The sequence below is a fragment of the Zobellella sp. DQSA1 genome (genome assembly GCF_041950555.1).
Classification (GTDB): Bacteria; Pseudomonadota; Gammaproteobacteria; order Enterobacterales; family Aeromonadaceae; genus Oceanimonas.
Map to the genome: position 1 here is coordinate 271,061 of NZ_CP169531.1, position 23,314 is coordinate 294,374.

The 23,314-nt window shown below is 63.3% G+C and carries 20 protein-coding genes; 14 read left to right on the forward strand and 6 right to left on the reverse strand.

The features are described 5' to 3' along the window. Position 1: 1 nt before the first annotated feature. From metL to ACEVBK_RS01360, 8 genes are all read left to right on the forward strand, one after another. Positions 2 to 2,431: a bifunctional aspartate kinase/homoserine dehydrogenase II gene (metL, locus tag ACEVBK_RS01325; RefSeq protein ID WP_375056849.1), complete on the forward strand. Its 2,430-nt coding sequence runs from the start codon at positions 2 to 4 to the stop codon at positions 2,429 to 2,431. Positions 2,432 to 2,967: 536 nt separating this feature from the next. Further along, positions 2,968 to 3,867: an L-threonate dehydrogenase gene (ltnD, locus tag ACEVBK_RS01330; RefSeq protein ID WP_375056850.1), complete on the forward strand. Its 900-nt coding sequence runs from the start codon at positions 2,968 to 2,970 to the stop codon at positions 3,865 to 3,867. Continuing rightward, complete coding sequence (gene otnK / locus ACEVBK_RS01335; RefSeq protein WP_375056851.1) at positions 3,868 to 5,133, forward strand: 3-oxo-tetronate kinase; 1,266 nt, start codon at positions 3,868 to 3,870, stop codon at positions 5,131 to 5,133. It abuts the gene before it with no gap. After that, a complete protein-coding gene (locus tag ACEVBK_RS01340) occupies positions 5,126 to 5,767 on the forward strand; it encodes an aldolase (RefSeq protein WP_375056852.1) in 642 nt (213 codons plus the stop codon). Before otnK ends, ACEVBK_RS01340 begins: the two co-directional genes overlap by 8 nt. 10 nt (positions 5,768 to 5,777) lie before the next feature. Further along, entirely contained in the window at positions 5,778 to 6,563 is a 786-nt protein-coding gene (gene otnI, locus ACEVBK_RS01345) for a 2-oxo-tetronate isomerase (RefSeq protein ID WP_375056853.1), read from the forward strand. Between the two features lie 3 nt (positions 6,564 to 6,566). Beyond that, on the forward strand, positions 6,567 to 7,334 hold the full coding sequence (locus ACEVBK_RS01350; RefSeq protein ID WP_375056854.1) for a DeoR/GlpR family DNA-binding transcription regulator: 768 nt from the start codon (positions 6,567 to 6,569) through the stop codon (positions 7,332 to 7,334). 76 nt (positions 7,335 to 7,410) lie between these two features. Continuing rightward, the gene (gene denD / locus ACEVBK_RS01355; RefSeq protein WP_375056855.1) at positions 7,411 to 8,373 is read left to right on the forward strand and encodes a D-erythronate dehydrogenase; all 963 of its coding nucleotides are present in this window, start codon (positions 7,411 to 7,413) and stop codon (positions 8,371 to 8,373) included. Then, positions 8,370 to 9,761: a GntP family permease gene (locus ACEVBK_RS01360; protein ID WP_375056856.1), complete on the forward strand. Its 1,392-nt coding sequence runs from the start codon at positions 8,370 to 8,372 to the stop codon at positions 9,759 to 9,761. The genes denD and ACEVBK_RS01360 overlap by 4 nt, the downstream gene beginning before the upstream one ends. A 181-nt stretch (positions 9,762 to 9,942) precedes the next feature. Here the strand turns inward: ACEVBK_RS01360 and ACEVBK_RS01365 are convergent, their stop codons facing one another. The 3 genes from ACEVBK_RS01365 to ACEVBK_RS01375 form a co-directional block, all read right to left on the reverse strand. Continuing rightward, positions 9,943 to 10,194, reverse strand: a complete 252-nt coding sequence (locus ACEVBK_RS01365) for a GlsB/YeaQ/YmgE family stress response membrane protein (protein WP_375056857.1) — start codon at positions 10,192 to 10,194, stop codon at positions 9,943 to 9,945. A 117-nt stretch (positions 10,195 to 10,311) separates the two neighbouring features. Next, positions 10,312 to 10,773 carry a Cys-tRNA(Pro) deacylase gene (gene ybaK / locus ACEVBK_RS01370; protein ID WP_375056858.1) on the reverse strand — a complete coding sequence of 154 codons (462 nt, stop codon included), beginning with the start codon at positions 10,771 to 10,773 and terminating at the stop codon, positions 10,312 to 10,314. Between the two features lie 75 nt (positions 10,774 to 10,848). Beyond that, a complete protein-coding gene (locus ACEVBK_RS01375; RefSeq protein WP_375056859.1) occupies positions 10,849 to 11,400 on the reverse strand; it encodes a porin family protein in 552 nt (183 codons plus the stop codon). Positions 11,401 to 11,691: 291 nt separating this feature from the next. Here ACEVBK_RS01375 and ACEVBK_RS01380 point away from each other — a divergent pair, with 291 nt between their 5' ends. Further along, positions 11,692 to 12,636 (forward strand): bile acid:sodium symporter family protein, encoded by a 945-nt coding sequence (locus tag ACEVBK_RS01380; protein ID WP_375056860.1) that lies wholly within the window; start codon positions 11,692 to 11,694, stop codon positions 12,634 to 12,636. Positions 12,637 to 12,688: 52 nt separating this feature from the next. Here the strand turns inward: ACEVBK_RS01380 and ppc are convergent, their stop codons facing one another. Continuing rightward, a complete protein-coding gene (ppc, locus tag ACEVBK_RS01385) occupies positions 12,689 to 15,310 on the reverse strand; it encodes a phosphoenolpyruvate carboxylase (RefSeq protein WP_375056861.1) in 2,622 nt (873 codons plus the stop codon). A 737-nt stretch (positions 15,311 to 16,047) separates the two neighbouring features. On the opposite strand from ppc, the gene ACEVBK_RS01390 reads away from it, so the two are divergent. Further along, positions 16,048 to 17,001: a hypothetical protein gene (locus ACEVBK_RS01390; protein WP_375056862.1), complete on the forward strand. Its 954-nt coding sequence runs from the start codon at positions 16,048 to 16,050 to the stop codon at positions 16,999 to 17,001. Positions 17,002 to 17,006: 5 nt separating this feature from the next. Here the strand turns inward: ACEVBK_RS01390 and ACEVBK_RS01395 are convergent, their stop codons facing one another. Both ACEVBK_RS01395 and argE read right to left on the reverse strand, forming a co-directional pair. After that, positions 17,007 to 17,726, reverse strand: coding sequence for a hypothetical protein (locus ACEVBK_RS01395; protein WP_375056863.1), 720 nt, complete (start codon positions 17,724 to 17,726; stop codon positions 17,007 to 17,009). A 114-nt stretch (positions 17,727 to 17,840) separates the two neighbouring features. Next, positions 17,841 to 18,992, reverse strand: a complete 1,152-nt coding sequence (gene argE, locus ACEVBK_RS01400; RefSeq protein WP_375056864.1) for an acetylornithine deacetylase — start codon at positions 18,990 to 18,992, stop codon at positions 17,841 to 17,843. Positions 18,993 to 19,243: 251 nt separating this feature from the next. On the opposite strand from argE, the gene argC reads away from it, so the two are divergent. From argC to ACEVBK_RS01420, 4 genes are read left to right on the forward strand one after another with little or no spacing between them, the layout of a single operon-like run. Beyond that, positions 19,244 to 20,257: an N-acetyl-gamma-glutamyl-phosphate reductase gene (gene argC, locus ACEVBK_RS01405; protein ID WP_375056865.1), complete on the forward strand. Its 1,014-nt coding sequence runs from the start codon at positions 19,244 to 19,246 to the stop codon at positions 20,255 to 20,257. A 6-nt stretch (positions 20,258 to 20,263) separates the two neighbouring features. Further along, positions 20,264 to 21,049 (forward strand): acetylglutamate kinase, encoded by a 786-nt coding sequence (gene argB / locus ACEVBK_RS01410; protein WP_375056866.1) that lies wholly within the window; start codon positions 20,264 to 20,266, stop codon positions 21,047 to 21,049. Positions 21,050 to 21,058: 9 nt separating this feature from the next. Next, the gene (locus ACEVBK_RS01415; RefSeq protein ID WP_375056867.1) at positions 21,059 to 21,976 is read left to right on the forward strand and encodes an ornithine carbamoyltransferase; all 918 of its coding nucleotides are present in this window, start codon (positions 21,059 to 21,061) and stop codon (positions 21,974 to 21,976) included. Beyond that, on the forward strand, positions 21,976 to 23,187 hold the full coding sequence (locus ACEVBK_RS01420) for an argininosuccinate synthase (RefSeq protein ID WP_375056868.1): 1,212 nt from the start codon (positions 21,976 to 21,978) through the stop codon (positions 23,185 to 23,187). The genes ACEVBK_RS01415 and ACEVBK_RS01420 overlap by 1 nt, the downstream gene beginning before the upstream one ends. The last annotated feature ends 127 nt before the right edge of the window (positions 23,188 to 23,314 follow it).

The window sequence follows — 23,314 nt, forward strand, 5'->3', positions numbered from 1 at the left end:
CATGCTCCAGAATGATACCGGCGGCCAGCAGCGCCCGGTCCACAAGTTTGGCGGCAGCAGCCTGGCCGACGCCGCCTGTTTTCACCGGGTGGCCGGCATCATCCGCAACCTGGCCCAGCTCGACGCCCTGATCGTGGTGTCGGCACCGGGCAAGACCACCAACCGGTTGATCGAACTGCTCAACCTGTTCACCAGCGGTGACAGTGCGGCCCCCGAGGCGCTGGAGGGCCTGCACGGCTTTCAGCGCAACCTGATCGAGACTACCCTGGATGAAACCGGCGCCGCGCCCCTGTTGGCGGCCCTGGACGACGACATCCAGACCATCGCCGCCGTGCTGGAACAAAGCCGCCTGGACGACTTCCAGCGCAGCCAGATCCAGTCGTTCGGCGAAGTCTGGTCCTCCCGCCTGCTGGCCCGGCTGCTCGCCGGCCAGGGCCTGCAGGCGGCCAGCCTGGACGCCCGCCGCTTCCTGCTGGTGTCCGGCTCGCCGGTGCGGGTGGACGAGGCCGAGTCCCGCCGCCGCCTGGGCGCCATACTGGCCGAGCACCAGAACCAGATACTGGTGGTGACCGGCTTTATCGCCGCCGACGCCGAAGGTCGTACCCGGCTGTTGGGGCGCAACGGTTCCGACTTCAGCGCCACCCTGCTGGCATCCCTGGCCGACAGTAGCCACGCCACCATCTGGAGCGACGTGCCCGGGGTGTTCAGCGCCGATCCGCGGCGGGTGAAGGAGGCCCGGCTGCTGGCCCGGCTGTCGCTGCCCGAAGCCGCCGAACTGGCTCGCCTGGGCTCGCCGGTGCTGCACAGCCGCACCCTGGGCCCGGTGGCCGCCAGCCGCCAGCAGTTGATGCTGCGCTGCAGTTACCATCCGGACGACGGCCATACCCGCATATTGCGGCAGCCGCAACGGGCCCAGGGCGCACGTATCGTCACCGCGGTGGACGACGCCGTGCTGCTGGAGATGACCATTCCCGCCCGCTACCAGGAGACGGTGGACGCCCTCACCGACTGGCTGACCCGGCGTGAGCTGGCGCCCCTGGCCTGCAAGCGTCGGCCCGAGCGCCAGCTGTGGCAGATAGCCTATACCCGGGAGCAGGCCGAACAGGCCTTCTCCCTGCTCAGGGATCATCAGCCCGCCGGCGGCTTCGAAGGGCTGCAACTACGGGAAGGCTTCTCCCTGGTGGCCCTGGTGGGCAAGGGCGTCACCGCCCAGGCCGAGCAGTGCCTGCACTTCTACCATGCCCTCAACGAACAGCCGCTGGAGTTTATCCAGCCGGCGAAAAACGGCCTCAGCCTGGTGGGGGTGGTGCGCAAGGTGGTGCTGGATCCGCTGCTGCTGCGCCTGCACCAGAGTCTGTTCAGCCGGCCCAGGCGGGTCGGCCTGGTGCTGTTCGGTCGGGGCAACATCGGCCAGGCCTGGCTCAGGCTGTACCAGGAGCAGAAGGCGCGGCTGGAGCAGGAACTGAACGTGCAGCTCAGTCTCTATGGCGCCTTCGCTTCCCAGGGCGGCATGCTGGCCAGCCAAGGGCTGGAGGTGGGGCAGGTGCTGAACGACTTCCAGCCCAGGTCCATCGTCTGGCCCGACTGGCTGGAAGAGCTGGAGGAGCACGGCTTCGACAGCCTGGTCGCCCTGGACTTCACCGCTTCCGAAGCGCTGGTACAGTACTATCCGGCCCTGGTGCAGCGCCATGTGCACCTTATCGCCGCCAACAAGCTGGCGGGGGCGGCGGAGCAGGCGTTCTACCTGCGGCTCAAGCAGAGCCTGGCCGAACACCGGGTGCAGTTTCTCAGCAATGCCACCGTGGGCGCCGGCCTGCCGGTGCAGACCGCCATCCACCAGTTGCGCCACTCGGGCGAGCAGATCCGCGCCATCAGCGGCCTTTTCTCCGGTACCCTGAGCTGGCTGTTCCAGCACTTCGACGGCAGCCAACCCTTCTCCGAGCTGGTGCTGCAGGCCTGGCAGCAGGGCTTGACCGAGCCGGACCCCCGGGAGGATCTGAACGGCCAGGACGTGAAGCGCAAGCTGGTGATACTGGCTCGGGAAGCGGGCTTCGACCTGGATCCGGCCCGGGTCAGGGTCAGCAACCTGGTGCCCGAGTCGCTGGCGACGCTGGACAAGGAGCGCTTTATCGACCGGCTGGACGAACTGGACCAGCCCCTGGCCGAAGCCCTGGCCCAGGCCCGGGAAGAAGGTGGGGTGCTGCGCCACGTGGCCCGCTTCGATGCCCAGAGCGGCGAGGCCAGTGTGGGGCTGGAGGTGGTGTCCGACGAGCATGCCTTCGCCCACTTGCGACCCGGCGATAATGTGTTCGCCATCGAGACCCAGCACTACCGCCAGAACCCCCTGGTGATCCAGGGGCCCGGCGCCGGCCGGGAAGTCACCGCCGCCGCCATGCAGGCGGATCTGTGGCAGCTGCTGGCCACCCTGTAAGGCAAGGAGGCTCCCGCAAGGGAGCCTCGGTGTGTTGACAACGTCCATCATCCGTTTTTCCCCGGATCGGCCCCTGCCAACACCGTTGTGTAACGCTGGTCGCCTCCGCGGGGGGCTTTGAAGCGGTTTACGATCTTCGCGAAGCTTGTCTGTTACGGCCAGGAGAACAGACAAAACAGGGCCGGCTCTGCCGGCAGGATCCAGTGCCTCCCTGCATCCGTGTTTTTCTCCCGCCATTCGGTTCGTCGTTCCGGCCGCCCGGAGCACCCTTTTCACAACACCAAGTTATCTTATGTTTTCAATGGGTTGATTTTGGTATCCCGGTCCTGGCGGAGTCTTTACGCGATCTTCTTCACATTATTTTTCACATTATTTTGTGAATAATTGTTATGACGCGATTTCGTTTAATATCTTTTAAATCAACCATTTGTTGTTTTTTCTGGTTTTGCTGTTTTGTGAGATCCCGGCATTCACTGTGATGATATGTGATCGATAATGCATTCATCACAGTAGTTCACAGCTTGGGAGTAACACAGATGAGCGCACTTTCCCGTATTGGCCTGGTCGGCCTCGGCTCCATGGGCATGGGCATGGCCCAGTCCCTGATCCGCGCCGGCTTCGATACCTATGGTTTTGACCTGAACACCGACGCCTGCGCTCGTCTGGCCGAGGTCGGCGCCGCCGGCACCGGTCCCTCGGCGCTGCCCTACGCGGATCGGCTCGACGCCCTGATGCTGGTGGTGGTGAACGGCGCCCAGGTGGAGGCGGTGCTGTTCGGCGAGCAGGGCGTGGCCCAGGCCCTGCGGCCGGGCAGCCTGGTCATCGTCAGCAGCACCATGGCCGCCACCCAGACCCAATCTATCCACCGGCGCCTGGCCGCCCTGGGCCTGGAGATGATCGACGCGCCCATCTCCGGCGGCGCCGTCAAGGCCGCCGAAGGCAAGCTTTCGGTGATGGCCTCGGGCAAGCCTGAGCTGTTCGAACAGGCCAAGGGGCTGTTCGACGCCGTGGCCGAAAGGCTCTACGTAATCGGGCCCGACATCGGCCAGGGCAGCACCGTCAAGACCATCCACCAACTGCTGGCCGGGGTGCATATCGCCGCCGCCGCCGAAGCCATGGCCATGGCTGCCAAGGCGGAGATCCCGCTGGAGCTGATGTTCGAAGTGGTTACCCACAGCGCCGGCAACTCCTGGATGTTCGAGAACCGGGTGCCGCACATCCTGGAAGGGGATTATGCGCCGCGTTCCAGCGTCGACATCTTCGTCAAGGACTTGGGCATAGTGCTGGACAGTGCCCACCAGATGAAATTCCCGCTGCCGTTGGCCTCCGCCGCCCACCAGATGTTCCTGGCCGCCAGCAACGAGGGCTACGGTCGTGAAGACGACGCCGCCGTGGTCAAGACCTTCAAGGGCATCCGCCTGCCGGAGGGCAAGTAAATGACACAACGTCTGGGTGTTATCGCCGACGACTTCACCGGCGCCACCGACATCGCCGGCTTTATGGTGGAAAACGGCTGGCGCGTAACCCAGCTGATCGGTCATGGCCCCGCCGAGATACCGGCGGACGTGGACGCCGTGGTCATCTCCCTGAAGAGCCGATCCTGCGCGGTGGAGCAGGCGGTGGCCGACTCCCTGGCGGCGCTGGAACGGCTCAAGGTGCTGGGTTGCGACCGCTTCTTCTTCAAGTACTGCTCCACCTTCGATTCCACCGCCGAAGGCAATATCGGCCCGGTGACCGACGCCCTGCTGGCGGCGCTGGGCGAGAGCTTCACCGTGATTTGCCCGGCGCTGCCGGTGAACGGCCGCACCGTCTGCCACGGCAACCTGTTCGTGAACGGGGTGCCGCTCAACGAGTCCGGCATGAAGGATCACCCGGTGACCCCCATGACGGATGCCAACCTGCAGCGGCTGATGGCCGCCCAGGCCAAGGGGAGACTCGGGCTGGCGGACTATCACTCCGTGTTGGCCGGGCCCGCCGCAGTCAAGGCCAGGCTCGCGGAGCTCAAGGCCGAGGGCGTGAATTACGCGGTGCTGGACACCCTGACCATGGCCGATCTGCCGGTGCTGGGCGAGGCGGTGAGCGAACTCGTGCTGGTGACCGGCGGTTCCGGCCTGGGGGCGGGCCTGGCCCGTTTCGCCACCGGCGGCCAGGGCGCGGCCCAGGCCCGGGAGCTGGGCGCACCGGTGGCCGGTGGCCGTACCGTGGTGCTGTCCGGCTCCTGCTCCCTGATGACCAACGCCCAGGTGGCGGCCTATAAGCACCGTGCGCCGCACCGACGGGTGGAGGTGGCCCGTTGCATCGAGGCGCCCGCGGCCTACGCCGCCGAGCTGGCCGACTGGGTCGAAGCCCAGGCTGCTACCCCGGCGCCCATGCTGTACGCGACCCAGCCCGCGGCCGCGCTTTCCCGCATCCAGGCCGAGTACGGCGCGGCCCGGGCCAGCGAGGCGGTGGAAGGGGTCTTTGCCGCCGTGGCCGCCCGCCTGGCCGGCCAGGATTTCAGCCAATTTATCGTGGCCGGTGGCGAGACCTCCGGCGTTGTCACCCAGGCGCTGGCGGTGACCGGCTTCCACATCGGTCCGCAGATCGCCCCGGGCGTGCCCTGGGTGCGGGCCCTCGACAAGCCGCTGTCGCTGGCGCTCAAGTCGGGCAACTTCGGTGACGAGCACTTCTTCGGCAATGCCCAGGAGCTTTACCATGACTGAATTTTCCCTGCGCCTGGAGATGGTGAAGACCGCCAAATCCATGTTCGAGCGCGGCTACAGCAGCGGTGGGGCGGGCAACCTGAGCCTGAAACTGCCCGACGGCAACCTGCTGGCCACCCCCACCAACACCAGCTTCGGCGATCTGGATCCGGATCGCCTGAGCAAGGTGGACATGAACGGCAATCACCTGGACGGCGACAAGCCCTCCAAGGAAGTGCTGATGCACATCGCCATGTACCAGCAGCGGCCCCAGGCCGGCGGCATAGTGCACCTGCACTCGCCCTACCTGACCGCCCTGTCCTGCGTGGATGGGCTGGACCCGGCCAACTGCCTGCCGCCCATCACCCCCTACTACGTGATGCGGGTGGGCAAGCTGCCGCTGATCCCCTATTTTCGCCCCGGCAGCCCGCGCATCGCCGAGGAGCTGGGCAAGCTGGCCGGCGAGCACGGTTCGGTGCTGCTGGCCAACCACGGCCCGGTGATCAGCGGCAAGAACCTGCGCGAGGCCATGTTCAACGCCGAGGAACTGGAAGAGACCGCCCGGCTGTATTTCATCCTGCGCAACGGCCCCATGCGCACCCTGACCGACGATCAGGTGGCGGAGCTGGAGCAGGTATTCAAAGGCAAGATGTAAGGAGCGAACAATGGCCCGATTTGCTGCCAACCTGTCGATGATGTTTACCGAGGTGCCCTTTCTGGCGCGCTTCGGGGCGGCCCGCGCCGCCGGCTTTACCGCGGTGGAATACCTGTTTCCCTATGCCGAGGAGAAGGACGCTGTCGCCGCCGAGCTCAAGCGCCATGGTTTGACCCAGGCGCTGTTCAACATGCCTCCCGGCGACTGGGCGGCGGGCGAGCGCGGCCTGGCCTCGCTGCCCGGCCGGGAAGCGGAATTCCGTGCCGGCGTGGCCACCACCCTGGATTACGCCGAGGCGTTGGGTTGCCCCCAGTTGCACGCCATGGCCGGCCTGTGCCGGCCCGGGGTGAGCCGCGAGCGGCAGCAGGCTACCTATGTGGCCAATATCCGCTATGCGGCGGATGAAGCAGCCAAAAAGGATATTATGGTGCTGATTGAGCCCATTAACGGCCGCGACATGCCCGGCTATTTCCTCTCCACCCAGGTACAGGCCGAGGCGCTGCTGGAGGAGATCGACCGACCCAACGTGAAGATCCAGCTCGATCTCTACCACTGCCAGATCATGGAAGGGGATCTCACCCGCACCATCGACCGGCTGTGGGGCAAGTTCAGCCATATCCAGATTGCCTCCGTGCCCGAGCGCCACGAGCCGGATCAGGGCGAGGTCAACTACCCCTGGCTGTTCGACTACCTGGACACCAAGGGCTACGACGGTTTCCTGGGCTGCGAATACCGCCCGCGCGGCAACACCGAGGCGGGTCTGGGCTGGTTCGCGCCCTGGGCGAGCAAGGAGTAAGCCATGATCCCCGCCGAACGCCGCGACTATATCTACCGCTATGTGCACGAGCGCAACATAGTGCCGATCAACGAACTGGCCCAGGAGCTGGATGTGTCGCACATGACGGTGCGCCGCGACATCCAGCAATTGGAAACCGAAGGCAAGGTGGTGTCGGTGAGCGGCGGGGTCAGGCTCAACGATGCGGTCAAGCAGGAACTGGCCTACAGCGAGAAGGCCAGCATTCATCATAACAGCAAGGTGGCCATCGGTCTGGCGGCGGCGGAACTGGTGGAAGACGGCCAGGTGATCTACCTGGATGCGGGCACCACCACCTTCGAGGTGGCCAGGGGCATCGCCCGCAAGGCCAACCTGACGGTGGTGACCAACGACTTCACCATCGCCCATTACCTGATGCAGTACCCCCAGCTCACCCTGTTCCACACCGGGGGCCTGGTGGACGCCCGCAACCGCTCCTGTGTGGGCCAGGCGGCGGCGACCCTGCTCGCCAGCCTGAACCTGGATCTGGCCTTTATCAGCTCCAGCTCCTGGGATCTGGAGCGGGGCATGTCGACCCCCACCGAGAACAAGGTGATGGTCAAGCAGGCGCTGCTGAAGGTGGCGCGGCGCCGGATACTGGTGAGCGACAGCAGCAAGTACGGCAAATACGGCATGTTCCGCATCTGCCCGCTGCAGGCGTTGACCGACATCATCAGCGACGACGGCCTGGCGGAAGAGGCGGCGGAACAGCTGCGCGGACAGGGCCTGCAGGTCCGACTGGTGGGTCAATAAGGCTCGGCATAATAACGATTATTACAAACCAACCTCTGTAGCTTATCGGGTGCCCTCCAGCACCGAGGAGAATCAAATGAATATCATCATTACCGGTGGTGCGGGCTTCCTTGGCCAGCGCCTGGCCAAGGCGTTGCTGCAACAACAGCCAATGTCGTTCGATCGGCTTACCCTGGCGGACGTCATCGTCCCCACCTCGCCGCTGGCGGACGAGCGGGTGCGATGCGTACAGGCCGATCTGGGCGACCAGGCGGCGGTGCAGGCGCTGGTGACGGCGGACACCGGCCTCATCTACCACCTGGCGGCCATCGTCAGCAGCCACGCCGAGGCGGACTTCGACCTGGGCGTCAGGGTCAACATCGACGCTACCCGCTACCTGCTGGAGGCGGCGCGCCACCAGGCCCCCGGTTGCCGTTTCGTGTTCTCCAGCTCCCTGGCGGTGTTCGGCGGCGAGCTGCCGGAGGTGATCCAGGACAACACCGCGGTCTGCCCCCAGTCTTCTTACGGCATGGAAAAGTCGGTGGGCGAGCTGATGGTGAACGACTATGCCCGCAAGGGCTTCGTCGATGGTCGGGTGCTGCGCCTGCCCACCATCAGCGTGCGTCCGGGCAAGCCCAACCAGGCGGCCTCGTCCTTTGCCAGCGGCCTCATCCGCGAGCCGCTGCAGGGCGACACTACCGTCTGCCCGGTGGCCCTGAGCCTGCCCATGTGGCTGTCGTCCCCGGCTACCGTCATTGAAAACTTCGTGCGGGCCGCCCAGGTGCCCGCCGCGGCCTTCGGCGTCAGCCGCACCGTCAACCTGCCGGGCATCACCGTCACCGTGCAGCAGATGATCGACGCCCTGCGCCGGGTGGCCGGCGACCAGGTGTGCGCCCGCATCCGTTACCGGGAAGACGAGGCGGTATCGCGCATCGTGGCCAGCTGGCCCGGCCGTTTCAACATGACCCGTGCCCAGGAATTGGGCTTTGTACAGGACACGGATTTCGACAGCGTGATCCGCCGTTTTATTGCCGATGATATGGAAGGAACCAAACAATGACAGACGCAAGCTCCCTGGCCCCGGTGATCGGCCTGGCCGTTGCCGTAGTGGTACTGATTTTCCTGGTGGTGAAAACCCGGGTGCACGCGCTGATCGCCATGCTGGCTGCGGCCAGCATTGCCGGTGCCTTTGGCGGTATGGCGCCGGCGGACATCGTCAACGTGATCACCAAGGGCTTCGGCGGCACCCTCGGCAGCATCGGTATCGTCATCGGCCTGGGCGTGATGATGGGCCGCATCCTGGAGGTGTCGGGCGCCGCCGAGCAGATTGCCTACAGCTTTATCAAGTGGCTGGGCAAGAAGAAGGAAGAGTGGGCCATGGCGATCACCGGCTATATCGTCTCGGTGCCCATCTTCGTGGACTCCGCCTTCGTGATCCTTTACCCCATCGCCAAGGCACTGGCGCAGAAGGGCAAGCGCAACTTGCTGACCGTGGGCGTGGCCCTGGCCGGCGGCCTGGTGGTGACCCACCATACGGTGCCGCCCACGCCGGGTCCCCTGGGTGTGGCCGGCCTGTTCGGCGTGGACGTGGGCGCCATGCTGCTCGCCGGCCTGGTGCTGGCGCTGCCCTGCGTGGTCGTCATCGTGCTCTACGCCCAGTGGCTGGGTCGCAAGTATCCCGACTTTCATGCGCCGGTGGTGCAGGACAGCCCCGAGCTGGAAGAAAGCTATAACCAGTACCTGGCCGCCAAGGCCGGCAAGGCACTGCCCAGCCTGTTGCTGTCGTTGCTGCCGATACTGGCGCCGATAGTGCTTATCTTCATCAACACCCTGTTCGGTACCCTGGCCAAAATCGACGGCTGGAACGGCCTGAGCGAGAACCCGGTGGTGCAGCTGTTCACCTATCTGGGCCACCCGGTGATCGCCCTGTCCATCTCGGTGCTGCTGGCGGTATACACCCTGGTGCCCAAGATGAACAAGCACGACACCATGGAGCATCTGGAAGAAGGCCTGCAGAGCGCCGGCATCATACTGCTGGTCACCGGTGCCGGTGGCGCCCTGGGTGCGGTGCTGCGTGAATCCGGTGCCGGTGCCATGCTGGGCGAGCAGATCGCCGGCCTGCCGATGCCGCCGGTGCTGATCCCCTTTATCGTCTCCACCCTGGTGCGGCTGATCCAGGGCTCGGGCACGGTGGCGATGATTACCGCGGCCTCCATCTCGGCGCCTATCCTGACCACCATTCCCGGTGTGAACATGCTGGTGGCGGCCCAGGCGGCGACCATGGGCTCCCTGTTCTTCGGTTACTTCAACGACAGCCTGTTCTGGGTGGTCAACCGCATGATGGGCATCAAGGACGTGAAGCAGCAGATCATCGTCTGGTCCATCCCCACCACCCTGGCCTGGGCCACCGGCCTGGTCGGCGTGCTGATCCTCAACGCCGTGCTGTAACTCGGGGTTATCCCGATCAAAAAAGGGGCCGGATGGCCCCTTTTTTGCTGGGTGGCCTGCTCGTCGGGAAGGCGTCGAGCAGAGGGTTCACTCCGCCGACACGTTATTGATACATGCTGTACGCTGTTACATGCCATCCATGGCATGTGCCGGTCGATGGAACGATATGAGGATCCGTTATTTAGGACTTCCTGATAAGCCGATAGGCGAGCAGCAGGATAAGGGCGCCGATCACGGCGGTGAAGAGGCTGCCCAGGTTAAAGCCGGTGACCGAGCCGAAACCCAGCCGGGTGCCGACCCAGCCACCGACGAAGGCGCCGGCGATACCCAGTATGATGGTCAGGATCAGGCCGCCGCCGTCCCGCCCCGGCATGATGAATTTGGCCAGGAAACCGGCGATCAGCCCGAAGACAATCCAGCTCAGGATTCCCATACTCTGTTCCTCATTGTGGTAGCGATGTCCTGACAGCATAGCCCAGCTTTGTGACATCGGAGCCATTCAAGTCGGCCTCTGCGTCAGCCCTGGGCCGAGCCGGGCATGAGTGTTCCCCTACTCGGCGATATCCGCGATCCGGGCCTGCAGCAGGGTCGCGATTTCGTCGGCGGCCAGCCCTACCGACAGGCCCCGTTTACCACCGGATACCAGTACATAAGGGTAATCTGCCGCCGAGGCGTCCAGCACCGTGGTCAGCCGCTTCTTCTGGGCGAAGGGGCTGATACCGCCCACCTTGTAGCCGGTGAGCCGTTCCGCCTTGACCGGCGGCATCATGTCGAGTTTTTTTACCCCGGCAGCCCTGGCCAGGCGCTTGAGGTTGACCTTGCCGGAGGAGGGCACCAGAGCCACCACGGCACCCTGCTCGCCTTCGGTGAGCAGGGTCTTGAACACCTGGCCCAGGGGCACCCTAAGCTGCCCGGCGGCATGGGCGCCGAAGTCGTCCTGGGCGGTGCAGTCGTACTGATGCAGGGTGAAGGTGGCCTTTTGCTGTTCCAGAAACAGGATGGCGGGGGTCATCGTCTTGAGTTCCACGGCATAAAAAAGCCCAGTCTGCGACGACCGGGCTCGGTTGGCAAGTGGTGAGCGTTCAGGCTAGAAATGGTAGCTCACGCTCATCAGCAGCGCATCGATATCCACGTTTTTGCGACTGATAAAACGCGTATATTCCAAAGCGATCGAGACTCCTCCTTTCTGCTCGTGGTCCTTGATGCGTATCCCCGCACCGTAGCTGAAGTCCAGCGCCCTTTCGATCCGGGTATAGTTATGGCCGTACAGGCTGCGACTTATCTCGAGTTTCCCGTAGGTGGTACCGGCAACCAGGTAGGTTGACAGGTACCTGTGCAGCGGGAGTTGAGGGAGTAAATAGGCTCCGTAGTAATGATTGATTTTGACGTCCGAGCCCGCGAAGGTCTTGCTGCCCATACCTGTACCGGCCCGTATTTCTGCGGCCAGATAAGGGGAGGGTTGCACGCCCAGGTGTACGCCCGCCGTATGCAGGTTAGCGCTTCCGGGTTGCTCGGTTGGATTGAAATCAAGATGCGCGTAGTCGAGCCCGGCGTAAAAAGTCGGCCTTGCTTGCGTTTCTTGGGCGGAAAACAGAAATACGGCAGAAACTGCCGCCAATAGGGGGTAGTTAGGTTTCATCCAGCACTCCTTTGCCGTCAGGTTACCCATTGATCAGGATAGTTAACGGAGATGCTGATTGCTTATTTTTTGTTCTATTCGTGGGGTTGCGCCGATGGCTGGGCGGACGTTTTATCTTGCGGGGAGCGGAACGGGTTCCACTCGGAGAGAGGGCATGGTCGTATCAGGGAATGAAAGTGCAAGGTTGTTGCTGCCATCTTATCGCCTTGTCCGACCGTTGGCTTTGTGTTACCAAGATTGCTCCGTATCCGGATCCCGGATGAGCCCCTTTTCTTTGCAGAGAGACATCGTATGCTGGCCTTGATTATTCAGTTATTCCCCTTGTGGGCCCTGTTGTTGTCGGTGCTCGCCTTTTTGCAGCCCGAGCTGTTTTTCGGGATCAGGGGCCAGATAATACCGCTGCTGACCATCATCATGCTGTGCATGGGCCTGACCCTCAGCCTGCGTGATTTTCGCAACGTGCTGACCAATAAAAAGGCGCTGCTGGTCGGGGTAGTGCTGCAGTTTTCCGTTATGCCGATGGTGGCGCTGCTGATCGCCTGGCTGTTTGGCTTCGATGCGGAATTGACGGTGGGCATGCTGCTGGTAGGCAGCGTGGCCGGTGGCACTTCCTCCAACGTGATGTGCTATTTGGCAAAGGGCGATACGGCACTGTCGATTTCGATGACGGCGGTATCCACCCTGGCCGGGGTGGTGCTCACGCCGATACTGGTGGCGTTGCTGGTGGGTCAGACTGTGGATGTGCCGGTGCAGTCCATGCTGGTGAGCCTGCTGCAGGTGGTGGTAGCCCCGGTAGTGCTGGGCGTGGTGCTCAACTATCTGGCGCATGGCCTGATACGGCGGATAGAGCCGGTGCTTCCGTTGCTGTCCATGCTGGCCATTGTGCTGATTATCGCCATAGTGGTGGCGTTGAATGCGGAGAAAATGGCGCAGATCGGTGCCGTTGTTGCCCTGGCGGTAATATTGCACAACAGCTGCGGCCTGCTGCTGGGCTATGGCATCACCGCCCTGCTGGGGTTCGACCGCAAGACATGCCGTACCATAGCGTTCGAAGTCGGCCTGCAGAACTCCGGCCTGGCCACCGCCCTGGCAATGAAGTTCTTTACCCCGGCGGCGGCCCTGCCCGGCACCCTGTTCAGCGTGTGGCACAATATCTCCGGCTCGCTGCTGGCGGGCTATTGGGCGAAAAAACCGTTGGCGGAAGACGCAGAGCGGAAACTGGCTGAAGCCAAATAAAGCAAGGGGGCGCAAGCCCCCTTCGTCGTAATATTGCTGAGAGGAAACGGGATCAGCCGGTATTGCGCATGCCGGCGGCGATGCCGGCGATGGTCACCATCAGCGCCTGATCCAGTACCGGGTGGATCTCGCCCTGCTGGCGGGAACGCTTGAGCAGTTCGGCCTGCAGCACGTTGAGCGGATCTGTGTAGGGGTTGCGCAGCTTGATGGACTCCTTGATCCAGGGCTGGTCTGACAGCAGCTCGGCTTCTTCCTTCAGTTGCAGGATGAGATCCATACTCGCCTTCAGCTCTTCCCGCAGGCGCACGCCGAGGGGCTTGAGCGCCTCCGGCACCAGTACGCTGTCGTAGTAGGCGGCCAGGCCCAGGTCGGCCTTGAGGAACACCATTTCCAGCATGTCCAGACGGGCGCGGAAGAAGGGCCAGTGCTTGTTCATCGCCACCAGGGTGCCTTCCTCGCCGTTCTTGATGGCCTGCTCCAGTCCCTTGTGGGCGCCCAGCCAGGCGGGCAGCATCAGCCGGTTCTGGGTCCAGGCGAAGATCCAGGGGATGGCGCGCAGGCTTTCCACCCCGCCGTCGGGCTTGCGCTTGGCCGGGCGCGAGCCCAGCGGCAGCTTGCCCAGCTCCATCTCGGGGGTGGCGGCGCGGAAATAGGGCACGAAGTCGGGCTCGCCGCGAATAAGCGAACGGTAATGATCGCAGGACACCCTGGCCATGGTGTCCATCAGTTCGCGCCACCGGGGTTCGGGCTCCGGCGGCGGCAGCAGGTTGGCCTCGAGCACGGCGCTGGCGTAGAGCGCCAGGCTGTCGATGGCGATCCGGGGCAGGCCGAACTTGAAGCGGATCATCTCGCCTTGCTCGGTGACCCGCAGGCCGCCCAGGGTGGACCCCGGAGGCTGGGCCAGTATCGCCTGGCGGGCGGGGCCGCCGCCCCGGCCCAGGCTGCCGCCCCGGCCGTGGAACAGGGTCAGCTTGATCTCTTCCCGCTCGCTGATGGCCACCAGTTGCTCCATGGCGCTGTACTGGGCCCAGCCGGCGGCCATCATGCCTGCGTCCTTGGCGGAATCGGAATAGCCGATCATCACGAATTGACGGCCCTGCAGGTAACCGCGGTACCAGGGCAGGTTGAACAACTGCTCGATTACCTCGGCGCCCCGGTTGAGATCGTCCAGGGTTTCGAACAGTGGCGCCACCGGCATGGGGAAGCCGACCCCGGCTTCCTTCAGCAGCAGTTGTACCGCCAGCACGTCGGAGGGGGCGCCGGCCATGGAGATGATGTAGATGCCGAAGGCATCCTGAGGGTGCTCGGCGATGACCCTGCAGGTGTCCAGCACCTCTTTGGTGTCGTCCGAGGGCTGCCACTGGCGCGGCAGCAGCGGGCGGCGGGAATTGAGTTCGTTGAGCAGGAAGGACTGCTTGTCGGACTCGCTCCAGTTGGCGTAGTCGCCGAGGCCCAGGTAGCGGGTGATCTCGGCCAGGGCCTGGGTGTGGCGGTCGCCGTCCTGACGGACGTCGAGCTTGAGCAAATGGATGCCGAAACAGGCGACCTTGCGGATCACGTCCAGCAGCAGGCCGTCGGCAATCATGCCGAGGCCGCATTCGTGCAGGGAGCGGTAGCACAGCGTCAGGGGTTCACGCAGCTGTTCGGTGGTGGTGATCAGGTCCCGGGCGTCGGTCTTCTGGCCCTGCACCTTGGCGTTGAGGTGCATCAGGGTCTCGCGCAGGTCTTCACGCAGCCGGCGCAGCACCGCCCGGTAGGGCTCGTCGCTCTCGCCGCTCAGGATGTAGAGCTCGCGATTGGCCTGGGACATGGACAGCTCGGATACCAGTTCCTGGATGTCGTTGAGGAACAGGGAACTGGCCATCCAGCGGCCGAGCAGCAGCACTTCCCGGGTGACCTTGGCGGTGACGAAGGGGTTGCCGTCCCGATCGCCGCCCATCCAGGAGGCGAAACGCACCGGCGCCGCGTCCAGGGGCAGACGCACGCCCAGATGATCGTGCAACTGCTGGTCGAGCTGGCGGATAAACTGGGGCAGGGCGGGCCAGAGGCTGTTCTCGATGACGGCGAAGCCCCATTTGGCCTCGTCCACCGGGGTGGGGCGCAGGGAGCGGATCTCGTTGCTGTGCCAGGCCTGGGCGATCAGTTGTTCGACCCGGGTCAGGATCTCCGCTTTTTCCGGCTCGGGCAGATCCAGCTCCAGGGCGGCCAGGCAGTCGTTGAGCTGCACGTGCTTGTGGATAAAGGTGCGGCGGGTCACTTCCGTGGGGTGGGCGGTAAGTACCAGCTCGATATCCAGGGCAGCCACCGCCTCCTTGATGCGGTTGTCGTCGATGTCGGCGCCCTTGAGCCGCTCGAATACCTGGTGCAGCGGGCTGGGGCCGGCGCTGTGCTGGTATTCCCGGGAGATGGTGTGGAACTGCTCGGCCACGTTGGCCAGGTTCAGAAACTGGCTGAAGGCGCGGGCCACCGGCAGCAGCTCATCATCACTCAGGTTCTTCAGGGTGCTCAGTAACTGCTGCTGATCGTCCTGGTTGCCTTGCCGGGCCGACTTGGCCAACTGGCGGATGGTCTCGATCTTGTCGAGAAAGGCCTGGCCGTGGTGGGCCTTGATGGTATCGCCCAACAACTGCCCCAGCAGACCAACGTTGGCCCTGAGTGCTGCATGATTATCCATATCTGCCTCTTTTGTTAATTTATTACAAAATAATGACGCTTCTGCCACTTATCTAGCCACTTTTCCCGGTTCCGGTCAATCCCGCTTCAGGGTTGACCGGAAATTCTGTAATTTATTTACTTGGACAGTAGTCTTGGGCCTGGTGTTGCAGCATCTGGACGGTAGGCCAGGACGATATGAGCGGGCCCGGCACTGTGACCTGGCAGCCCAGTTGCTGGATAAAGGGCGCGTCGGTGCAGTAGGCCGCTTCCGCCGGGTTGTTGTGTGCTCGGCGGGGGAGCCGCTCCCTTTGCCTGCCTGTTTTGGCATAAGTGTTGTCTGTTTAGCTAAGTAAGACGGTTTGTCAGCAGCCTGCAATGACGAGTCATTGGCTTTTCCAACGGTTGTTTCATACAAGCAATAACGCTGATGTGCTGGCGGCGCGTTTACATTTCAAGAGTGTGGTGCTAAAACACGGCGTATCATGCGGTAGCGGGCCGGAAAATTCACGTGATCCTGTTGTGATGTGCTGCCATTCCAGGGAGCGAAGTCCGTTGCGTACCATCCTCCCTTTCCCCTGTAGCCCTCGGTTGGAGACTGACGCCATGGCCGCCTGGTTCTTTCTGGCTTTCGGCTGGATCCTGATTTGGCAGGGTATGTCGTTGTTCGGCGTGTTGTGCATCGCGCTGTTCGCCCTGTTGCGCTGGATAACGTACGCCGAACAAGGCGGGGACGACGCGCCCGCGCCCGTACCAGGCGTGTGGCGAAAAACCCACTGGCAGTCGCGTATTGTGGACATGATGTACCCCGCCGACGTCGATCGGCAGATCGGTGGCGTCGGCGAAGTCGGCATGGGCGGCCCCACCTTTTGGACCCTGCTGCTGCGCGACGGCGCCGTGGTCGGGAGTGCCAGCGCCTGGCCGCAGGACGTGGCGGGCGGCGAGCTGCGGCTGATCCCGGCGCGCAGCCGGGAAGGGACCTTTTTCAACGTCTACGAACCGGCCAAGCGGACCCTCTATACGCTGGGTGCGGACGCCCGTATCGATGAAGCCGCGCTGGCCGCCGGCGCCGCCGACGCCCTGGCGCGGTTGCGCCACGCCTGCCGCCATGCGACCGCCGTCACGCCTTTGCACCCCGTGCATGGGCTGCTGGTGCCGTTGGATCTGACCGAGCCTGCGGAGCGGTTGAAGCGGGTTCTGCCCAGCGGCCGTCTGCTGGAGGCGTGCTCCTGCCTGCCGGGGGATTTGCGCCATGCGGATGATCCTATGGCGCTGCTGGCCCATCCGCCTTACAAGGTGATGCTGGACGGCGCATCGACCGATAGATACGTCTGCGATCTGGACAGGGTGGCCGAATCGCCGAGCGGCGACAGCTTTAGCCTGGCCGGCGCACAGTTCGACAACGGGCGTATCGTGGACGGCCTGTACCATCTGTGGTTCGCCGGCACCTGGTTCCGCCTGCTTTCCTACAGCCATAAACCCGAGGGTGGCCGTGGCTCGGATACCACATTTTTTATTGAGCAGGTGGAGCCACAGGACGGCGGCATTTTCCGGATCACGCTGGATGCCTACTCGTATGGCCCGGATGGCCGCGCACCGCGCAGGCCCGCGCCGCCGGTGCTGGCGCTCCTGGTGGACTGGCAGGAAGATCCGTTGCTGCTGCCCACGGAACAGAACCGCGTGACGCTGCGTTTACCAAATGCTGCCGTGTGATAGGGTTATTCGTTCAGGGCGACAACCTGGCCATCACGCAGCGCCAGAATGGTGATGGGGCTGTCGGGGAAGCATGACCGAAAGCGCCAGCGGCTGGGCCGGAAATGCGCAGCCGGCTGTCCGGCCTGAAGGTCGCCGTGTAGCGCGATGGCGAGATCTTCCGGCACGGTGAAGGTCGCCAGCCAACCGGCTTCGCAATGCACGGTTTGCCCCCGTTGCGCGCCGGAATTCAGGATGAACTGATGCGGGGCGGCCAGCTCCATCACCGCCGGCAACACTTCAAACGCGCTGACCGCCATGCCGGCTATTATTTGCGGTTGGGGGAGGCGTACGCGGGTGAGGCCGTCGAGTGTGATCGGGCTGTTTTCAACGCCAGGCGTTCGCGGCTCGGTGCGGTTTACCCGGCTGCCGGCCGGCAGCGTGATGTCACCAAAGGGCGTCGCTTCCCGCAGGGTAAAAAAGGTGCGCTGGTTCCAACGATATTCCGCCCGCTGAGCCCTTAGATCCTCTATTTTGATCATTATCATCATCAAGGCGCTGAGCACCGGATAAATGGCAATCACTGAGACCAGCAGGCAGGCCGTCCTGGACAGTGGCGGTCGCGGCGTACCACGGTATGCCATCCAGAACCGCCAGCCCTGCCAGGCGAGCAGCACGCCGCCGATCAGCATGGCGAGCAAAATGAGCAGGGCGCCTGCGGCGGCGGCGCCATAACCTAGCAACATTGTTGGTGCCCTCCGGCTGAGGGGCGATGGCATCGTTCTCGCCCGGCGGCTGTTTATAGCTCCCTTTCCCGATTCCGGTCAATCCCGCCACAGGTTGACCGGAAATTCTGTCATTTATTTGCTTAAACAGAAGCGGCTGACCAGATGTTGCAGCACCTGGACGGTGGGGGTGACGAAGGACAGATCCAGGTATTCGTCGGGCTGGTGGGCCTGGGCGATATGGCCGGGGCCCAGCACTATGGTCTGGCAGCCCAATTGCTGGATAAAGGGGGCTTCGGTGCAGTAGTTCACTGCCTCCGCCGGGTGGCCGGTGATCTCGGCCGCCGCCTTCACCAGCTCGGCCTCCGGATCGGTGCCGTAGGCGGGAATAGGCTCGTGCAGATGGTTGACCTCCACCGCGCCCGGGTACTGCTGCTTGAGCGGCTCAAGCGCATGGTGCAGCAGCCCCATCAGCTCGTCGGGGCCGACCCCGGGGATGGGTCTCATGTCGAAGTGCAGCTCGCAGCAGGCGCAGATGCGGTTGGGGCTGTCACCACCATGGATATGGCCCAGGTTGAGGGTGGGCTGGGGCACTTTGAAGTGGGTATTGGCGTAGTTTTCCCTGAGCTGGCGCTGCAGGTCGAGCAGCCGGCCCATCACCTGGTGCATGATTTCCAGGGCGTTGAGGCCATTGGCCGGATCCGAGCTGTGACCGCTCTTGCCGGTGATGCGGATGGCTTCCGACATATGGCCCTTGTGCATCATCACCGGCACCAGGCCGGTGGGCTCGCCGATCACCGCGTAGTCGGGCTTGATGGCCATGGCGCTGGCGATGGCCCGGGCGCCGGCCATGGTGGTTTCCTCATCGGCGGTGGCGAGGATGCGGATGGGCTTGTCGAGCTTGCTCAGGTCCAGATCCTTGAGCGCCTCAACTATAAAGGCAAAGAAGCCCTTCATGTCGATGGTGCCCAGGCCATAGAGACGGTTGCCTTCTTCGGTGACCTTGAAGGGGTCCTTGTTCCAGCGGCCCGGGTCGAAGGGCACCGTATCGGTGTGGCCGGCCAACAGCAGTCCGCCGTCTCCTTCGCCTCTGGTGGCCAGCAGGTTGAACTTGCCGGGCAGGTCGGGCAGTTCGGTTACTTCCACCTCGAAGCCGAGCTGGCTGAACCAGTCCGCCAGCAGACGAATAACCTGCTCGTTGCTCTGATCCCAGCTGGGATCCGTGCTGCTGATGGAGGGCAGGGCGATGATGCTGCGGTACATGTCCAGCAAATTGAGCGATTTCATGGGATCTCCGTCGGGAATTTATCTAATTTAAATTCAACACAATTGCATAAATATGTTTTTATTGCTAGGCTGCGAACTTGTCATTTTCCGGGTAACTAGCGTAACAGATGGCCATGTATTTCCCCTCCTTACAACAGCGACGACGACAGCTCGCCTGAGTTTTTTCTCTAGGGTGACATAAGGCCCGAAAACACGCTAGGCTGAGGCCTGCACATCAATACCACGCTGAATCGATATTTACGGACGCGACCATGTTAAAAGCTGCAATCATTGGAGCCAGCGGTTATACCGGAGCCGAGCTGGCCGGTCTGATCCATGGCCACCCCCACCTGACCCTGGCCGGACTCTATGTCTCCGGCGGCAGCCAGGATGCCCACAAGCCCTTCACCAGCCTGCATCCGCGTTGGCGCGGTGTCATCGACCTGCCGCTGCTGCCCCTGGATGAGGAGGCCATCAGTCGTATCCACACCGAGGCGGATCTGGTGCTGCTGGCCACCGCCCATGAGGTCAGCCACGATCTGGCCCCCGGCTTCCTGGCCAAGGGCCTGCCGGTATTCGACCTGTCCGGTGCCTTCCGGGTGCCCGGCGAAGGCTTCTACGACCAGTTCTACGGTTTTCACCACCAGTACGGCGACTGGCTGGCCAAGGCCGCTTACGGCCTGGCGGAGTGGAACCAGGAGGCGATCAAGGCGGCCCAACTGATAGCGGTGCCCGGTTGTTATCCCACCGCCTCGCTCAGCGCGCTCAAGCCGCTGCAACAGGCGGGGCTTATCGCCGAGGGCGCCCGGCCCATCATCAGTGCCGTGTCCGGCGTCAGTGGTGCCGGTCGCAAGGCGAGCATGGCCAACAGTTTCTGTGAGGTCAGCCTCAAGCCGTACGGGGTGTTCAACCACCGCCACCAGCCGGAGATCAGCCATCATCTGGGCAAGCAGGTGGTGTTCCAGCCGCACCTGGGCAACTTTATCCGCGGCATCCTGGCCACCGTCTATGTACAGTTGAAGGAGGGGGTGAGCGACGAGCAGATCGCCGCCGCCTACCAGGCCGCCTACCAGGGCCAGAACATAGTACGCCTGGCCGGCCAGTGGCCCCAGATCAACGACGTGGCCGGTACCCCCTTCTGCGATCTGCACTGGGGGCGGGACGGCAATCAGCTGATTGTGGTGTCGGCCATCGACAATTTACTGAAAGGAGCGGCCAGTCAGGCCATCCAGTGTATCAATATTCATCAGGGATTCTCGCCGGTGGCGGGTCTGATCAAGGAGTAACGAGAGATGGCAAAGCAACAACCGCTGGTGATCAAGCTGGGGGGCACCCTGCTGGAAAGCGACAAGGCCCTGGCGGCCCTGTTCACCACCCTGAAAACCTTTCTGGACGAGGTGAGCCGTCCCCTGGTGTTGGTGCACGGCGGCGGTGTGCTGGTGGACAACCAGCTCAAGGCCATGGGCCTGACTTCCACCAAGAAGAACGGCCTGCGGGTGACCCCCTTCGAGCAGATCCCGGTGATCGCCGGGGCCCTGGCCGGTACCGCCAACAAGCTGCTGCTGGCCCAGGCCATCGCTCACAACATCCCTTCCGTCGGCCTGTGCCTGGGTGACGGCGGCCTGTGCCGGGTCAGCCAGCTGGATCCCGAGCTGGGCGCCGTGGGCCAGATCGAGGGCGGCGACGCCACCTTGGTGAACAGCCTGCTGGCCGGGGGCTTTCTGCCCATCGTCAGCTCCATCGGTATTACCTTCGACGGCATGCTGATGAACGTGAACGCGGATCAGGCCGCCACCGCCATCGCCGAGATCCTGGATGCGGACCTGGTGATGCTGTCGGACGTGAGCGGTATCCTCGACGGCAAGGGCCAGCGTATCGCCCACCTGACCGAGGGCGATGCCAATGAGCTGATGGAAAAAGACATCATCAAGGACGGCATGGCGGTCAAGGTGAAGGCGGCGCTCAAGGCCACCAAGACCCTGGGCAAGCCGGTGGCCGTGGGCAGCTGGCGCTACCCCGAACAATTGCTGTCGCTGTTGGCGGGCGAATCCGAGTACGGCACCCGGATTTCCCACTAAGGAGGCCTTATGCAGCATTTACTGAGTATGAAGGATTACAGCAAGGAGCAGATCGAACAGATCCTTGCCCTGGCCATGGATGTGAAGGCACAGCCGGCCAAGTATGCGGAAGCCCTCAAGGGCAAGAGTGTGGTCACCCTGTTCGAGAAACCCTCGTTACGCACCCGGGTTACCTTCGATATTGGCATCAGCAAGCTGGGTGGGCATGCGGTCTACCTGGACAGCCAGAACGGCGCCATGGGCAAGCGGGAAACGGTACAGGACTTCGCCGCCAACCTGTCGCGCTGGTGCGATGCCATCGTGGCGCGGGTATTCGACCATCAGACTCTGGTGGAAATGACAAAATATGCTACCGTGCCGGTGATCAACTCCCTGTGCAACCTGTATCATCCCTGCCAGGCGCTGGCCGACTACATGACCATCGCCGAGCATCACGATGATCTGAGCAAGGTGCACCTGGCTTACGTGGGCGATGGCAACAACGTCACCAACTCCCTGTTGCTGACCGGTGCCATCCTGGGCACTACCGTCACCGCCGTGTGCCCCCGTGGCCACAATGTGGATGCCCAGATCCTGAAGGAAGCCGAGGCCCTGGCCGCGGTCAGCGGCGCCAAAATCAGGGTGACCGACAGCCTCGATGATATCGAAGGGGTCGATGTGATCTATACGGACACCTGGGTTTCCATGGGCGATAATACGCCCCTGGAGCAGGTGAAAGCGGTGTTTATGCCGTACCAGGTCAACCAGGCCCTGCTCGACAAAACCGGAGCCAAACAGGTGCTGCATTGTCAGCCCGCCCACAGGGAGTGGGAAATAACTTCCGAGGTAATGGATGGCCCCGCCTCCCTGATCCTCGACCAAGCTGAAAATCGCATGCACGTCCAGAATGCCGTGCTGCTGACACTGATTAACAGGGATATTCATTGATGAGCCAATTCAAAAAAATCGTACTGGCCTATTCCGGCGGTCTGGACACTTCTGCCATCATTCCGTGGCTGAAAGAGAACTACGAAGGCTGTGAGGTGGTGGCTTTCGTGGCCGATGTGGGCCAGGGGGCCGAAGATCTGGAAGGTGTCGAGCAGAAGGCGATCGCCTCCGGTGCCTCCAAATGCATAGTGGCGGATCTGAAAGACGAATTCGTCAACGACTACGTCTACCCGACTCTGACCACCGGCGCCATCTACGAAGGCACCTACCTGCTGGGTACTTCCATGGCCCGTCCGGTGATCGCCAAGGCGATGGTAGAAGTGGCGCTGGCCGAGGGCGCCGACGCCATCTCCCACGGCTGCACCGGCAAGGGCAACGACCAGGTGCGTTTCGAAGGCGCGGTGGCCGCCCTGGCTCCCCAACTGGCGGTGATCGCGCCCTGGCGGATCTGGGACATGCGCAGCCGTGAAGATCTGCTCGACTACCTGGCCGAGCGCAAGATCCCCACCACCGCCAGCGCCACCAAAATCTATTCCCGCGACGCCAACGCCTGGCATATCTCCACCGAGGGTGGCGAGCTGGAAAGCACCTGGAACGAACCCTCCGAGCAGGCCTGGACCTGGACCGTGTCCCCCGAGCAGGCCCCGGACAAGGCCGAGACCCTGTCCCTGACCGTGGAACAAGGCCGTATCGTGGCCGTCGACGGCCAGGCTATGAGTCCCTACCAGGTACTGGTGACCCTGAACGAGCGTGCCGCCAAGCACGGCGTGGGCCGGGTCGACATCGTCGAGAACCGCCTGGTGGGCATGAAGTCCCGCGGTTGCTATGAAACTCCCGGCGGCACCGTGATGATGGCCGCCCTGCGCGCCGTCGAAGAGCTGGTGCTGGACAAGCCGACCCGCGCCTGGCGCGAGCGGGTGGGTGCCGAGTTCTCCCACCTGGTGTACGACGGCCGCTGGTTCACCCCGCTGTGCAAGGCGCTGCTGGCCTCCGCCGAAGCCATCGCCGAGGACGTGACCGGTGAAGTGGTGCTGAAGATGTACAAGGGCCAGGTGACCGCCATCCAGAAGCAGTCTCCGAACAGCCTGTACTCCGAGGAATTCGCCACCTTCGGTGAAGACGAAGTGTACGATCAGAGCCATGCCGAGGGCTTTATTCGCCTGTACTCCCTGGCCAGCCGGATCAAGGCGCTGAAAAGCCAACAGAAATAAATTTTTGCCGGATAGAAAGCAAGCATAAGAAGGGGGCCTTGGGCCCCCTGAATGCATCTTTGCTGATAGTTTTTGCCGGTGGTCCAGGCAGACCGCAGCGTCTGTTGGGAGAAGGGCAAAGGGATCG

Excerpts from the sequence above, each read along its gene's own strand:
- metL (WP_375056849.1), top strand. The coding sequence starts at position 2 with ATGCTCCAGAATGATACCGGCGGCCAGCAGCGCCCGGTCCACAAGTTT.
- ltnD (WP_375056850.1), top strand. The coding sequence starts at position 2,968 with ATGAGCGCACTTTCCCGTATTGGCCTGGTCGGCCTCGGCTCCATGGGC.
- otnK (WP_375056851.1), top strand. The coding sequence starts at position 3,868 with ATGACACAACGTCTGGGTGTTATCGCCGACGACTTCACCGGCGCCACC.
- ACEVBK_RS01340 (WP_375056852.1), top strand. The coding sequence starts at position 5,126 with ATGACTGAATTTTCCCTGCGCCTGGAGATGGTGAAGACCGCCAAATCC.
- otnI (WP_375056853.1), top strand. The coding sequence starts at position 5,778 with ATGGCCCGATTTGCTGCCAACCTGTCGATGATGTTTACCGAGGTGCCC.
- ACEVBK_RS01350 (WP_375056854.1), top strand. The coding sequence starts at position 6,567 with ATGATCCCCGCCGAACGCCGCGACTATATCTACCGCTATGTGCACGAG.
- denD (WP_375056855.1), top strand. The coding sequence starts at position 7,411 with ATGAATATCATCATTACCGGTGGTGCGGGCTTCCTTGGCCAGCGCCTG.
- ACEVBK_RS01360 (WP_375056856.1), top strand. The coding sequence starts at position 8,370 with ATGACAGACGCAAGCTCCCTGGCCCCGGTGATCGGCCTGGCCGTTGCC.
- ACEVBK_RS01365 (WP_375056857.1), bottom strand. The coding sequence starts at position 10,194 with ATGGGAATCCTGAGCTGGATTGTCTTCGGGCTGATCGCCGGTTTCCTG.
- ybaK (WP_375056858.1), bottom strand. The coding sequence starts at position 10,773 with ATGACCCCCGCCATCCTGTTTCTGGAACAGCAAAAGGCCACCTTCACC.
- ACEVBK_RS01375 (WP_375056859.1), bottom strand. The coding sequence starts at position 11,400 with ATGAAACCTAACTACCCCCTATTGGCGGCAGTTTCTGCCGTATTTCTG.
- ACEVBK_RS01380 (WP_375056860.1), top strand. The coding sequence starts at position 11,692 with ATGCTGGCCTTGATTATTCAGTTATTCCCCTTGTGGGCCCTGTTGTTG.
- ppc (WP_375056861.1), bottom strand. The coding sequence starts at position 15,310 with ATGGATAATCATGCAGCACTCAGGGCCAACGTTGGTCTGCTGGGGCAG.
- ACEVBK_RS01395 (WP_375056863.1), bottom strand. The coding sequence starts at position 17,726 with ATGTTGCTAGGTTATGGCGCCGCCGCCGCAGGCGCCCTGCTCATTTTG.
- argE (WP_375056864.1), bottom strand. The coding sequence starts at position 18,992 with ATGAAATCGCTCAATTTGCTGGACATGTACCGCAGCATCATCGCCCTG.
- argC (WP_375056865.1), top strand. The coding sequence starts at position 19,244 with ATGTTAAAAGCTGCAATCATTGGAGCCAGCGGTTATACCGGAGCCGAG.
- argB (WP_375056866.1), top strand. The coding sequence starts at position 20,264 with ATGGCAAAGCAACAACCGCTGGTGATCAAGCTGGGGGGCACCCTGCTG.
- ACEVBK_RS01415 (WP_375056867.1), top strand. The coding sequence starts at position 21,059 with ATGCAGCATTTACTGAGTATGAAGGATTACAGCAAGGAGCAGATCGAA.
- ACEVBK_RS01420 (WP_375056868.1), top strand. The coding sequence starts at position 21,976 with ATGAGCCAATTCAAAAAAATCGTACTGGCCTATTCCGGCGGTCTGGAC.